Annotated in this window: 13 protein-coding genes; 9 read left to right on the top strand and 4 right to left on the bottom strand. The window is 73.4% G+C overall.

The features are described 5' to 3' along the window. The first annotated feature begins 126 nt into the window (after positions 1–126). Positions 127–954: a pyrroline-5-carboxylate reductase gene (proC, locus tag QWJ13_RS11250; protein ID WP_316523096.1), complete on the top strand. Its 828-nt coding sequence runs from the start codon at positions 127–129 to the stop codon at positions 952–954. 120 nt (positions 955–1,074) lie between these two features. Then, on the top strand, positions 1,075–2,250 hold the full coding sequence (locus QWJ13_RS11255) for an MFS transporter (RefSeq protein WP_316523098.1): 1,176 nt from the start codon (positions 1,075–1,077) through the stop codon (positions 2,248–2,250). Positions 2,251–2,481: 231 nt separating this feature from the next. Here QWJ13_RS11255 and QWJ13_RS11260 read toward each other — a convergent pair whose 3' ends face one another. Next, positions 2,482–2,946, bottom strand: a complete 465-nt coding sequence (locus QWJ13_RS11260) for a hypothetical protein (protein ID WP_316523102.1) — start codon at positions 2,944–2,946, stop codon at positions 2,482–2,484. A 175-nt stretch (positions 2,947–3,121) separates the two neighbouring features. On the opposite strand from QWJ13_RS11260, the gene QWJ13_RS11265 reads away from it, so the two are divergent. The 5 genes from QWJ13_RS11265 (at position 3,122) to QWJ13_RS11285 (ending at position 7,334) form a co-directional block, all read left to right on the top strand. Beyond that, the gene (locus QWJ13_RS11265; protein WP_316523105.1) at positions 3,122–4,318 is read left to right on the top strand and encodes an acetoin utilization protein AcuC; all 1,197 of its coding nucleotides are present in this window, start codon (positions 3,122–3,124) and stop codon (positions 4,316–4,318) included. A gap of 224 nt (positions 4,319–4,542) precedes the next feature. Beyond that, positions 4,543–4,752, top strand: a complete 210-nt coding sequence (locus QWJ13_RS11270; protein WP_045699258.1) for a helix-turn-helix domain-containing protein — start codon at positions 4,543–4,545, stop codon at positions 4,750–4,752. 192 nt (positions 4,753–4,944) lie between these two features. Continuing rightward, positions 4,945–5,043: a 30S ribosomal protein bS22 gene (locus tag QWJ13_RS11275; protein WP_003948845.1), complete on the top strand. Its 99-nt coding sequence runs from the start codon at positions 4,945–4,947 to the stop codon at positions 5,041–5,043. 166 nt (positions 5,044–5,209) lie between these two features. Then, a complete protein-coding gene (locus QWJ13_RS11280) occupies positions 5,210–6,319 on the top strand; it encodes an NAD-dependent epimerase/dehydratase family protein (RefSeq protein ID WP_316523381.1) in 1,110 nt (369 codons plus the stop codon). Between the two features lie 7 nt (positions 6,320–6,326). After that, entirely contained in the window at positions 6,327–7,334 is a 1,008-nt protein-coding gene (locus tag QWJ13_RS11285; RefSeq protein WP_316523382.1) for a lysophospholipid acyltransferase family protein, read from the top strand. Positions 7,335–7,426: 92 nt separating this feature from the next. On the opposite strand, the gene QWJ13_RS11290 is transcribed toward QWJ13_RS11285, so the two are convergent. From QWJ13_RS11290 to QWJ13_RS11300, 3 genes are all read right to left on the bottom strand, one after another. After that, complete coding sequence (locus tag QWJ13_RS11290; RefSeq protein WP_316523383.1) at positions 7,427–8,710, bottom strand: DUF5667 domain-containing protein; 1,284 nt, start codon at positions 8,708–8,710, stop codon at positions 7,427–7,429. Between the two features lie 256 nt (positions 8,711–8,966). Further along, on the bottom strand, positions 8,967–9,758 hold the full coding sequence (locus QWJ13_RS11295) for an ECF subfamily RNA polymerase sigma factor, BldN family (RefSeq protein ID WP_316523384.1): 792 nt from the start codon (positions 9,756–9,758) through the stop codon (positions 8,967–8,969). A 604-nt stretch (positions 9,759–10,362) separates the two neighbouring features. After that, positions 10,363–11,334, bottom strand: a complete 972-nt coding sequence (locus QWJ13_RS11300) for an HAD family hydrolase (protein ID WP_316523386.1) — start codon at positions 11,332–11,334, stop codon at positions 10,363–10,365. Positions 11,335–11,472: 138 nt separating this feature from the next. On the opposite strand from QWJ13_RS11300, the gene QWJ13_RS11305 reads away from it, so the two are divergent. Continuing rightward, the gene (locus QWJ13_RS11305) at positions 11,473–11,748 is read left to right on the top strand and encodes a glutaredoxin family protein (protein WP_316523387.1); all 276 of its coding nucleotides are present in this window, start codon (positions 11,473–11,475) and stop codon (positions 11,746–11,748) included. A 159-nt stretch (positions 11,749–11,907) separates the two neighbouring features. Beyond that, positions 11,908–12,654: a 3'-5' exonuclease gene (locus QWJ13_RS11310; RefSeq protein WP_316523388.1), complete on the top strand. Its 747-nt coding sequence runs from the start codon at positions 11,908–11,910 to the stop codon at positions 12,652–12,654. The last annotated feature ends 16 nt before the right edge of the window (positions 12,655–12,670 follow it).

A 12,670-nucleotide genomic window follows, 5' to 3' on the forward strand; every position in this document is an offset into this window, starting at 1 on the left:
GAAACCCCGGAGCTTCTCCCTAGGGGCACTGGCCGCACAACCGGCGCCGACCACGGGCCGGACGGTCCGCCCCGGTGCCGCCGAGCGGTGCGAGGATGGCCGCAGTACCGAAGCAAGGAGCGGACCATGGGCAGCAGCGCGGAACACGGACAGAAGATCGCCTTCCTCGGCACCGGCAAGATCGGCGAGGCCCTGCTCTCGGGTCTGCTGCGGGCCGGCAAGGATCCGGCCGACGTCCTGGTGACCGCCCGCCGCCCCGAGCGCGCGGCCGAACTCGCCGCCCGCTACGGCGTGGTGGCCGTTTCCAACGCCGAGGCCGCCAAGCTCGCGGACACCCTGATCCTCGCGGTCAAGCCGCAGGACATGGGCACCCTGCTGGTGGAGCTGGCCCCGCACGTCAGCCCGGACCGGCTGGTGATCTCGGCCGCGGCCGGCGTGCCCACCACCTGGTTCGAGGAGCGGCTGGAGGCCGGTACTCCGGTGGTCCGGGTGATGCCCAACACCCCGGTCCTGGTGGACGAGGGGATGAGCGTCATCTCGGCCGGCAGCCACGCCACCGAGGAGCACCTGGTGCGTGCCGAGGAGATCTTCAGTTCGGTCGGCAAGGCGCTGCGGCTGCCGGAGGCCCAGCAGGACGCGGCCACCGCGCTGTCCGGCTCCGGTCCGGCCTACTTCTACTTCCTGGTCGAGGCGATGACGGACGCCGGCATCCTGCTCGGCCTGCCCCGGCAGGTGGCGCACGACCTGATCGTGCAGTCCGCGATCGGCGCCTCGGTGATGCTGCGCGACTCCGGCGAGCACCCGGTGAAGCTGCGCGAGGCGGTGACCTCCCCGGCCGGCACCACCATCGCGGCGATCCGCGAGCTGGAGAACCACGGGGTGCGGGCCGCTCTGCTCGGCGCCCTGGAGGCGGCCCGGGACCGCTCGCGGGAGCTGGCTTCCGGCGGGAAGTGACCGCTGCGCGACCCCTCCCGCAATCACCGCGCACCCCCTACGCTCTCGCAGCATCGGCCTACCGGTCGGTAGCGAGCTTGCCTGGAGGTCCGCTTGAGTGCCGCACCGACCGTACGGCCCGTGTCGTCCGAGATCCCGCCCGGCCTGCGCGCCGGGCGGGCCGCGCTCGCCGCCGGCTTCCTGCTCCAGGGCATCGTCTTCGCCCTGCTGGTCACCTGCATCCCGGAGATCCAGCACCGGTACGGGCTGAGCGACGGGCTGCTGCCGGTCTTCCTGGCCGCGGTGCCGATCCTGGCCGGGGTGGGCTCGATCCTCTCCGAGCGGCTGGTGAAGCGCACCGGCGCGCGGGCCGTGCTGCGGGTGGTCCAGCCGGCCGTCTGCCTCAGTCTGGCGGCCGCCGGACTGGGTGGGACGCTGTGGCAACTCGCCCTGGCGCTGGGCTCGTTCGGGCTGCTGGTGGGTGCGCTGGACGCCAGTATGAACATGCTCGGGGTGGCGCTCCAGCACCGCTACGGTCGCTCGATCATGATCGGCTTCCATGCCGCGTTCAGCCTCGGCGGCATCCTGGGCGCGGCGATCGCCGGCCTCGGCTCGCACGAGGACCTCGGGCTGCCGGTGCTGTTCGGCACGGTCGCCGCGGTGGTCGCCCCGCTCGCGCTGCTGGTCGGCACCAGGTTCGCCGGCCCGGCCGAACTCGGCGACGCCATAAGGGAAGCGGCCGAGGCCGCCGCCCGGTCCGTCCCGTGGCGGCCGCTGCTGCCGCTCTGCCTGGCGATGGCCTTCGCGTACATCGCGGACGCCTCGGTCTCCAACTACAGCGTCAAGTACCTCACCGACGGCCTGGGCAGCCGGGAGGACCTCGCCAAGCTCTCCTACCTGGGGTACATGGTCGCGATGCTGCTCGGCCGCACCCTGGGGGACCGCGCGGTGCAGCGCTTCGGTGCCGTCCCGGTGGTCCGGGCCGGTGCCGCGCTGGCCGCGCTCGGCTTCGCCGCGGCCGCCGCCGCGCCCACCGCCTGGGCGGGCATCGCCGGGTTCACCGTGCTGGGCTTCGGCATCTGCGCGATCATCCCGCAGGTGTTCGCGGCCGGCGGCCGGCTCTTCCCGGCGGACTCGGACGCCGCGGTGGCCCGGCTCAACCTGTTCAACTACGTCGGGTTCCTGATCGGTTCGCCGCTGGTCGGGGCGATCGCGGACGCGAGCTCGTACCGCTGGGCGCTGCTCGCCCCGATGCTGCTGGTGCTCGCCGTGCTGCCGCTCGCCGACCGCTTCGCCCCGGCCCCGGCCGCCGGCTGACCGCGGTCCGGAGCTCGGGCGCGCCTTGGGTCAAGTCCCGGTATCGCGAAGAGGATTGCGCCAATTCGTCGTGCGCCGAACGGCTTCGTGGCGGAGCCGGCAGGGAGCCGTGAAGGCCGCGCGCGCATCCTCTTCGCGCCGTCTTCAACCGGAACCTTCGCGCCGTCTTCAACCGGAACGGTCGGACCCCCGCCGTCGGTTGACGGCGGGGGCGGTCGACAGGGTGGGAGGTCAGCTGATAACGGTCTGGAGCTCGGGCACCCCGTAGGTCCAGCTCTGGTCCCGGGCCGTCGTGGTGCCGCCGACCTGGCCGAACTCGTAGTAGACGTACGGCGCCCAGTTCAGCGTGTACGGCGCCGTGCCCCAGGTCGGGGCGTCGGTGATCTTGACGGTGAGGGTGACGCTCTTCGTCGCCCCCGGCAGGATCGGTGCGTTGAAGTGGAAGTTGGCGCTGTTCCCGTTGGTCACGCAGTCGGAGGTGTCGCCGGTGCAGCCGACGACGGTGAACGCTCCGGCCTGGGTGTTGGCCGGCCAGGTCGGTTGGACGGCTTCATAGGCGAAGTAGATGGCGCTGTTCTCGGTGTTGGTGAGGGAGAACGTCAGGGTCAGCTGGTCTCCCGCCTTGGCCGCCGACTTGTCGACCGCGAAGGTGGTGCCGCCGACCGCGGCGGAGGCCGGCTGGGCGGCAAAGAGCATGCCAAGTCCCAGTATTGCAGCGAGAATTACCCCAAGGCGTTGCACGCTGAATGGCTTCATGGCGGAGAGGATATGGAGTCGCAAAGCTTTTGTCTGTACCGCCGCGAAATGCGCCACCACCACCCGGCGCGCCCTGGCGGCGGCCCGGCCGTTGCCACCCGCTACGGTGGAGGCCATGCCCGAAGCCGAGCGTGACACCCCCTGCGGCCTGCACCTCTTCTGGGACGAGGCCGTCACCGCGTACGACTTCGGCCCCGGCCACCCGATGGACCCGACCCGGCTGGCCCTCACCATGCGCCTGGTCGAGGCCCTCGGACTGAGCACCGGGCCCGGCGTGACCCTCCGCTCCGCGCCGCCCGCGGGGGAGTCCACCCTCCGGCTGGTGCACACCCGGGAGTACGTCGAGGCGGTCCGCAACGCCGCCGCCCACCCCGAGCGCACCGACGCGCTGCACGGCCTCGGCACCGACGACAACTGGTCCTTCCCGGCGATCCATTCGGCCTCCGCGCTGATCGCCGGGCAGTCCGTGGCCGCCGCCGAGGCGGTCTGGCACGGCGAGACCCCGCACGCCGTCAACTTCACCGGCGGGCTGCACCACGCGATGCCCGGCAAGGCCTCCGGCTTCTGCGTCTACAACGACCCGGCGCTGGCCATCGCCCGGCTGCTCGAACTCGGCGCCGAGCGGGTCGCCTACGTCGACGTGGACGTCCACCACGGCGACGGCGTCCAGGCGGCCTTCTGGAACGACCCCCGGGTGCTCACCGTCTCGCTGCACGAGCACCCCGCCACGCTCTTCCCGCAGACCGGCTGGTCGATCGAGACCGGCGGCGAGGACGCCCCCGGCTCCGCCGCCAACCTGCCGCTGCCCGCCGGCACCGGCGACGCCGGCTGGCTGCGCGCCTTCCACGCCGTGGTGCCCGAACTGCTGGACGCCTTCCGGCCGCAGGTGCTGGTCACCCAGCACGGCGCCGACACCCATCTGGAGGACCCGCTCGCCCATCTGGCCGTCACCGTGGACGCCCAGCGGCTGATCGCCGAGGCGCTGCACGACCTCGCCCACCAGTACGCCGGCGGCCGCTGGGTGGCCACCGGCGGAGGCGGCTACGCGGTGGTGGACGTCGTGCCGCGCACCTGGACCCACCTGGTCGCCACCGCCGCCGCCCGGCCCGTCGACCCGGCCACCGAGACCCCCGAGTCCTGGCGCGCCGAGGTCTACCGCCGCACCCGCCGCCCCGCCCCGCTGCGGATGACCGACGGCGCCCGCCCGGCCTGGCGCGACTTCGACTCCGGTTACGATCCGGCCGACCGGCTCGATCAGGCCATCCTCGCGACCCGCCGGGCGGTGTTCCCGCTGCACGGCCTGCTGGCCTGATCCCGCCCTCCCCGCCCTGCGCTGCGGGGGCGGTGCGTACGCGGGGCGGTGCCATCGCCGGTCGGCTACGTACTGCAACGGTCCTATCTCTCACCGTACGAGGACTGCACCTCCCCTCTTCCCACTGGTACCACCCATAACTACTCTGGGGATACACGTGTGCCGGTGGAGTCACCGGAGGGGAAGCCGGTGCCTTGCACACGGGTAAGGGTCGGGTGATGGTCATGAGTTCCGTCGAGCGCCCCCTTCAGGAAGTCGTCTTCCTGACCGTGGCGGAGGTCGCCGCGGTCATGCGGGTGTCCAAGATGACGGTGTACCGGTTGGTGCACAGCGGAGAGCTGCCGGCCATCCGGGTCGGGCGGTCCTTCCGGGTGCCCCAGCAGGCGGTGCACGAGTACCTCAAGGAGTCCTACGTGCGGCTTGAGAGCGCGTAGCGGCGAGCGCGCGGGTACGGGGTTCACAGCGGTGGGCCCCGCACCCGTTCGCCGGGGATTTCCCCCGAGTTCTCCGGCAGCCGGGGGCGCGATTTACAGCCCTGGGCAACCGGCAGGTAGGCTAGGCCCTCACGTCAGTCGTATGGACTCCGTCTCTCACGGGCGAGAGTCTCAGTGAGCGAGGGTTGTTCCGTGGGCTCTGTCATCAAGAAGCGTCGCAAGCGTATGGCCAAGAAGAAGCACCGCAAGCTTCTGAAGCGGACTCGCGTTCAGCGTCGCAACAAGAAGTAAGCGGCCCCGGCCGCGCCTGGCGCGCCAGCGCTTCCACCGCCCGCCCATGCCCTCGTGGCCTGGGCGGGCGGTGTCGTTTTTCGGCCCGGTGTCGCTTCACGGGCCGGTGGGGCGGCACGGTACGGTGCACGCAGGCCGCTCGGGCCTGGGGAATGGGGGCAGCACCGTGGGCGTGGTCGTGCTCGTCACCGGCGTGGCACGCCATCTCGGCGCCCGCTTCGCCGCCGAGGTACGCCGCCGACCGGGCGTGGACCTGGTGGTCGGCGTGGACGTGCAACCGCCCCGGCAGCAGCCCGAGGAGCCGTCCGGCCCGGCCGCCCCGTACCGCTTCCACCAGCTCGACCTGCGCCGCCCGGTGCTCTCCCGGGTGCTCGCCGAGCACCGGGTGGACACCGTCGTGCACCTCAGCGTCAGCGCCACCGGCCTGGGCTCCACCAACCGCTCCGCGGTGAAGGAGTCCAACGTGATCGGCACCATGCAGCTGCTCGGCGCCTGCCAGAAGGCCCCCGGGGTGCGCCGGCTGGTGGTGAAGTCCACCACCGGGGTGTACGGCTCCGCGCCCCGCGACCCGGCGGTGTTCAGCGAGCGGATGCAGCCCAAGGACCCGCCCGGCGGCGGCTTCGCCAAGGACGCGGCGGAGGTCGAGGGCTACGTCCGCGGCTTCGCCCGGCGCCGCCCGGACGTCGCGGTGACGGTGCTGCGCTTCGCCAACATCGTCGGCCCCGGCGCGGACACCCCGCTGAGCGAGTACTTCGCGCTGCCGGTGCTGCCGACCGTCCTCGGCTACGACCCCCGCTTGCAGTTCGTGCACGAGGACGACGCCGTCGCGGTGCTCTGCCGGGCCGCCGACGAGCCGCTGCCGGGCACCGTCAACACCGGCACCTTCAACGTGGCGGGGGAGGGCGTGCTGCTGCTCTCCCAGTGCGCCCGCCGACTCGGCCGGCCCACCCTGCCGCTGCTGCTGCCCGCGGTCAGCTGGATGGCCGCACTGGCCCGGCAGACCCGGCTGGTGGACGTCTCACCCGAACAGCTGCGGCTGCTCACCCACGGCCGGGTGGTGGACACCGCGCGGCTGCGGGACACCTTCGGCTACCGTCCGGCGTTCGGCACCCCGGAGGCCTTCGCCGACTTCGCCGCCGCCGAGGGCCCGGGCCTGCTGCCGCCCGAACGGCTGGCCGCCGTCACCGACCGGCTGACCGCCCTGCTCGGCCCCGAAGGGACCACGCCCGCCGGGCCGGACACCGTACCGAACCGCCCCCGCCGACCGAGGAGCTGAACCCGCGATGAGTGCCGCCGCCGAGAACGCGCCGGGCGAGGCCAAGGTCATCCCGATCGAGTCCGCCCCCAGCTGGTCCGAGCCGGAGGGGCCGAAACTGGCCGACCGGCTCGCCGGGGCCGTCGGCGGGGCGCTGTCCGGGCCGCTCGGCCCGGCCGCCACCCGGCTGCTCGGCAAGGGCTGGGAGGGCCGCGCCGCCGAACGGCTGGCCTTCCTGCGCCGCCGGGTGACCGGCGACTACGAGGTGGACGAGTTCGGCTTCGACCAGGAGCTCACCGAGGAGGTGCTGCTCTCGCTGCTGCGCCCGCTGGCCGAGAAGTACTTCCGGATCGACGTCCAGGGCGTGGAGCACATTCCGGCCGAGGGCGGCGCGCTGATCGTCGCCAACCACTCCGGGACGATCCCGCTGGACGCCTTGATGACCCAGGTGGTCATCCACGACCACCACCCCGCCCGGCGGCACCTGCGGATGCTCGCCGCGGACCTGGTCTTCGTGCTGCCCGGCGTCAACGAGCTGGCCCGCAAGGCCGGCCACACGCTGGCCTGCAACGAGGACGCCCAGGCGCTGCTGGAGCGCGGCGAGGTCGTCGGGGTCTGGCCGGAGGGCTTCAAGGGCATCGGCAAGCCGTTCTCCGAGCGCTACAAGCTCCAGCGCTTCGGTCGCGGCGGCTTCGTCTCCTCGGCGCTGCGGGCGCGGGTGCCGATCGTGCCCTGCTCGATCGTCGGGGCCGAGGAGACCTATCCGATGATCGGCAACGTCAAGACGCTGGCCCGGCTGCTGGGCCTGCCGTACGTGCCGGTCACGCCGACCTTCCCGTGGCTGGGCCCGCTCGGGGTGCTGCCGCTGCCGACCAAATGGACGATCCGCTTCGGCGAGCCGATCGCCACCGACAGCTACCCGGCGGAGGCGGCGGACGACCCGATGCTGGTCTTCGACCTGGCCGACGAGGTGCGGGAGACCATCCAGCACACCCTGTACCAGCTGCTGGTGCAGCGACGGTCGGTGTTCTTCTGAGCCGGCGCACCCCGCCGACCTGATCCACCCGCGTGCGAGGGCCCGGCGGATATCGCACTCCGCCGGGCCCTCGCCGTCCTGTCCCCCCGCTGTCAGCCGCCCAGGATGCGCAACCCGGGCAGCAGGTCCGGCAGCAGCGGCGGCACCTCGACGCCCTGCGGCTGGGCCGCGCCGCCGCTGGGCGCGGCCGGCGGCGGCACCTGCGGGGCCGCGTCGGCGCTCGGCGAGGGCTTGGTGCCGGTGAGCCCGCTGGTGAGGCCGCCGACCAGGCCGTTGACCGCGTCGGGGGCACCGCTGGGCAGGTTCTCCGGCAGGATGCCGCCCTTGCCGCCGAGGCCGGAGGCGCCGGTGCCGGGGAGGCCCGGGGCGTGCTCGGTGGGGTGGTTGCCGGTCACACCGGCGTCCGGCGCCTGGCCGGCACCGGAGGTGCTGCCGGAGCCGCTCGCCGGGGAGCCGGCCGGGGAACCGCCGGTCGAGGCGGAGGAGCCGCCGCCCGCTCCGGAGCCGGCCGCGCCACCGCCGACGGCGGGGGGCAGGGCCAGGCGCAGGGGCGCGACGTCCTCGCTTATGTCGTCGAAGAGCTGGCTCACCAGGTGGGCCTGCCGGGTGAGCTGGGCGGGCAGCTTGCCCTGGAGCTCGCTCCAGTGGCCGTCCTCGTCGTGGGCGAAGCCGGCCAGCGCCCGCATCGGGTCGAGCGAGCCGTTGCTGCGGTAGACCGAGCGCAGCAGCTCGCGGCCCTTGAGGGCGTCGGCGTGCATGTCGTCCAGCGCGCGGCGGACCTGTTCGACGGTGGCCTCGCTGAGCCCGCCGGCCGGGCCGGTGCGGCCGACCAGGGTCTTGGCCTCGCCGAGCCGGGTGGCCGCGTTGTCGAGCAGCAGCTCGCCGCGCTCGGAGTCGGAGCCCGCGAAGCCGAGCCGCAGGCCCTCCAGTCCGCGTTTCAGGCCGTACAGCGAGTCCCCGGGGAGGGCGTTGGTGCTGGCCGTGGCGGCGCCGGCCAGGCTGCCGACGGCGAGCCCGGCGACCAGCCCGCCGATGGCGAACCGGCGGCTCCAACGGCCGCGCGGCGCCGTGCGGATCGTCCGGTGGCGGCGCTGGCGGGGCACCTCGGCGCCCGTCCCGCCGGCGAAGGCCTGCTCGAACGCGGCCATCAGCTGGGCGCGTTGGACCGTCCGGACCTCCCGGTCCAGGGTCGGCCCGGGCAGTGCCCCGAGCGCGTCGGTCAGCCCGACCAGTTCGGCCATCGCGGCCGAACCGGCGCCGGTGGCAGCGGTGTTGTCCGATTCGGCGTTGGCCGCAGCGCGTTGCTCCGCCTGGTGGGCCTCCAGCGCCTCGGCGAAGGCCTTCGCCCGCCGGTGCTCAAGCACGTTTGCCGTCACGGGCCACACCTCCCTTCGTCGTTGTCGACAGCCCGGCCCGCCGGACGGTTGCCCCGGCGGGCCAAAGACACTCCATCGGGTGATAGGCCGCAATTCGACTTGACCGTACGCCCGGTGGGGGCTTGCACGCTGGCCAACGAGCGGTACGGGCGGTCGGTTACGCACGGCTGATCATCGGATCGACCGTTCACCCTGACGTGTCGGCCGGGCGTGGACGGTGACGGCCGGCCGGGCGGTATCGCGGACTCCCCGCCGCTCACCGCGCGTCGGGCGGGAGCAGCCGGGCCAGGGTGCGGACGGCGCGGTACTGGAGGGTCTTGATGGCGCCCTCGTTCTTGCCCATGATCCGGGCCGTCTCGGCCACCGAAAGCCCTTGCAGGAAGCGCAGGGTGACGCACTCCTGCTGCTGCGGGTTGAGCCGGCGCACGGCCTCCAGCAGGGCGGCGTTGGAGAGCGACTCCAGCACCGACTCCTCCGGGCTGCGCTCGCACTCGTTGGAGTCGAGCATCTCGCCGGTGGTGACCTCCAGCCGGAAGCGGCTGGACTTGAAGTGGTCGGCGACCAGGTTGCGGGCGATGGTGACCAGCCAGGCGCCGAAGTCCCGGCCCTGCCAGGTGAAGGTGCCGATCCGGCGCAGGGCGCGCAGGAAGGTCTCGCTGGTGAGGTCCTCGGCGGTGGCCCGGCTGCCGACCCGGTAGTAGATGTACCGGTACACGGTGTCCGCGTAGTGGTCGTAGAGGCGGCCGAAGGCCTCGCTCTCGCCGGCCTGGGCCCGCTCGACCAGCTCCATGACGGGGTTGTGCTCGGTCTCGTAGCCGGGGGTGGGCGTGGTCCGGGCGCGGCCCCGGCCTGCGCCCGCGGTGCGGCCGCGCGAACCGGTGCCGGTCGAGCCGGCGGCGGTGGTGCGCAGTGCCGTGCCCGGGCCCTGGGGCAGGCCGAACGTTCCTCCGGCGAGGGCGAGTTGGGGCGTCCCGCCGAACTGCCCGCCGAGCCGGCCGCGGAGCAGGCTGCGCAGCAGGTCCAGGCCGGCGGAGATCTGCCGTTCCACGGGCGGCCGTTCGCGCGGGCCGGTGCGGGGGCGCAGGGGCGCGGACGACGGGCGGGAGGGTGCAGGCGCGTCGTTCCGGACGGGTGGGTACACGGGACTCCCAGAGGCAGAACTGTGGACGGATCACCTCCGCCTGCGCGGAGAGCACGCCCGGAGGCGCCCGTTCGAGCGAGACGCGTGGTGACGTGCATCCAGGAGAGAATAACGCTTTGTGCAATGACAGCTACACGGTGTGGTTGAAGTGGTCGTTTGGGATCCATTTGTTGTGCATATTCGGCTGACACTGACCGGAGCTGTCATCGTTCATCCGGCTCAACGTGATCGAACGGGCGCCCAGGGTGACCAATTTGGCGGCCGGAAGGCTGGTTTCCCAGCCTTGGGGCTCGGCAACCCCCGACTTTCCCGGGCTGGCGAACGATCAGAACCGGTCACCGGGCGACAGGTTCGCGCAAACGGCGGGGACTGCAAAGCGCTGCAAGGGAGTTCGCTCGTACGAGGGGCCAGGTCAGAGGCATGGTTGACGTCTGCTCACCCTCCCGGGCGAGCGCGTCCGAACGACCCGCAAAAGCCCCCCGGGCGCCCCGAGCGCCGTCGTCGGAGGTTCTCAGGCGTCGCGACGGCGCCGACGGCTCAGTGCCACCCCGGCCGCCGCCGCGCCGGCCAGCACCCCGAGCGCGGCCGCCGCCGGCAGCCCCACCCGGGCCGCCTTGCGCCCGGTGCGGAAGTCCCGCACCCGCCAGCCCTGGGCCCGGGCGTGGCGGCGCAGCGCGCCGTCCGGGTTCACCACGTACGGGTGGCCGACCAGCGAGAGCATCGGGATGTCGTTGGCCGAGTCGCTGTAGGCGGCGCAGCGGTCGAGGTCGAGGCGTTCGCGCCGGGCGAGCGCGCGGACGGCGGCGGCCTTGGCCGGGCCGTGCAGCAGGTCGCCGACCAGCCGGCCGGTGTAGTGGCCGTCCCTGGCCTCCGCGACGGTGCCCAGCGCGCCGGTCATGCCGAGCCGCCGGGCGATGATCCGGGCCACCTCCAGCGGGGCGGCGGTGACCAGCCAGACCCGCTGTCCGGCGTCCAGGTGCATCTGGACCAGGGCGCGGGTGCCCGGCCAGATCTTGTCCGCCACGACGTCCTCGAAGATCTCCTCGCAGATCGCCTCCAGGTCGGCGGTGGGCTTGCCGGCCACGATGCCGAGGGCGGACTGCTTGGCGTCCGAGATGTGGTCCGGGTCCTCGGCGCCGTGCAGCCGGAACCAGGCCTGCTGCCAGGCGAAGCGGGCGATGTCGCGGCGGGTGAGGAAGCCGCGGCGGTAGAGGCCGACGCCGAGGTAGAAGATCGCGGCGCCGCGCAGGATGGTGTTGTCGCAGTCGAAGAACGCGGCGGCGCGCGGGTCGTCCGGGTCCGGGGTGTGGTTCTCGGCCGGGGCCTTGGGGGCCTTCCCCGGCTTGGCCGCGTCCGGCTCCGGCGCGCCTTCGGGCGCGGCCCGCAGCGCGGCCTCGGCCGCCGCGGCCGCGGCTTCGCCGGCCAGAGCGCTCCGCTCGTTGCTGGAACGCCTTGCCTGGGTGAGCCTTCTGAGCACGGCCATGACATCGAGGATAGCCAGCCTGACGTGCGACGACCGCGACGGAGCCGTGCTCGCGGGGTGAACAGTTCCTCCGGCCCCGAGTGCGGCGGTGCCCCGGCGCCCCGGGTCCCCCGTGTACGGGTGTCGCAGAATGGGGCGGTGAGCCCACTGCTGCGACGTAAGAGCCCCAAGCCCGCGGACCGGACCGTGACCCTGGTCGGCAAGCCCGGCTGCCACCTGTGCGACGAGGCCCGCGAGGTGATCGTCCGGGTGGCGGGCGAGCTGGGGGCGTCCTTCGAGGAGAGGGACATCACCCAGGACGAGGAGCTGTACCGCCGCTACTGGGAGCAGATCCCGGTCACCCTGATCGATGGGCGCCAGCACGACTTCTGGCGGGTCGACGAGAACCGTCTGCGCAAGGCCCTGACCGCCTGACCGGCCGTCCGTACACCACCGCCCCCGCCGATCGGCGGGGCGGATTGGCCGAATCGTTGCCGAAGACACTCCGTTTCGGCTTGGGGCGCGTCGGGTTGGTCGGCTTACGATCGAACGCGTTTGCGCCCGTGGGGGGCTGAGCACACGAGGAGTGCCGCCATGCTTCCCGGCCCGACCCCTGGGACGCCCGCGACCCGAACGGGGTCCCGGGGCTTCGCCGTGGTGGACGTGGAGGCGACCGGCCGCAGTCCGTGGCGGCACCGGATGGTCGAGGTCGCGGTGGTGCTGCTCGACGAGCGGCTGCGCCCCGAGGGGGAGTTCGCCACCCTGCTGGATCCGCTGGGCCCGGTCGGCCCGACCCATGTGCACCGGATACGCCAGTGCGACGTCGAGGGCGCCCCGCGCTTCCGGGAGATCGCCCCGCGGCTGCTGGAGCTGCTGGCCGGCCGGGTGCTGGTCGGTCACCACGTCAGCTGCGACCACGCCTTCCTCGATCGCGAGTTCGCCCGGATCGGGGTGCCGCTGCCGCCCGTCCCGCTGCTGTGCACGATGCGGCTGGCCCGCGCCCACCTGCCGCAGGCCCGCGGCCTCGGCCTGGCGGCCTGCGTGGAGGCGGCGGACCTCGGCTGGTACCCGGCGCACACCGCGCTCGGCGACGCCCGGGTGACGGCCGAGCTGCTGCGGCACTGCCTGGGCGCCCCGTCCTGTCCGCCGGACGACTGGACCGGCCCGCTGCGCGAGGCCGCCCGGCTGCCCTGGCCCCGGATCGGCCGGGCCCGTTCCCGCCCGTCCGGCGCCGGTGTCCCGCTGCTGCGCAGGGAGGCTCCGTACGGTCCCTGGCTGCCCGGTTCCCAGGCCCCGGAGGTCGTCCTGACGCACTCCGGTGCTATGGGTTCGACGGCGTGATGCGCATCACTGTGCA

It is taken from the genome of Kitasatospora brasiliensis (assembly GCF_032654805.1).
In the GTDB taxonomy this organism is placed as follows: Bacteria; Actinomycetota; Actinomycetes; order Streptomycetales; family Streptomycetaceae; genus Kitasatospora; species Kitasatospora brasiliensis.

Excerpts from the sequence above, each read along its gene's own strand:
- proC (WP_316523096.1), top strand. The coding sequence starts at position 127 with ATGGGCAGCAGCGCGGAACACGGACAGAAGATCGCCTTCCTCGGCACC.
- QWJ13_RS11260 (WP_316523102.1), bottom strand. The coding sequence starts at position 2,946 with ATGCTCTTTGCCGCCCAGCCGGCCTCCGCCGCGGTCGGCGGCACCACC.
- QWJ13_RS11265 (WP_316523105.1), top strand. The coding sequence starts at position 3,122 with ATGCCCGAAGCCGAGCGTGACACCCCCTGCGGCCTGCACCTCTTCTGG.
- QWJ13_RS11270 (WP_045699258.1), top strand. The coding sequence starts at position 4,543 with ATGAGTTCCGTCGAGCGCCCCCTTCAGGAAGTCGTCTTCCTGACCGTG.
- QWJ13_RS11285 (WP_316523382.1), top strand. The coding sequence starts at position 6,327 with ATGAGTGCCGCCGCCGAGAACGCGCCGGGCGAGGCCAAGGTCATCCCG.
- QWJ13_RS11300 (WP_316523386.1), bottom strand. The coding sequence starts at position 11,334 with ATGGCCGTGCTCAGAAGGCTCACCCAGGCAAGGCGTTCCAGCAACGAG.
- QWJ13_RS11310 (WP_316523388.1), top strand. The coding sequence starts at position 11,908 with ATGCTTCCCGGCCCGACCCCTGGGACGCCCGCGACCCGAACGGGGTCC.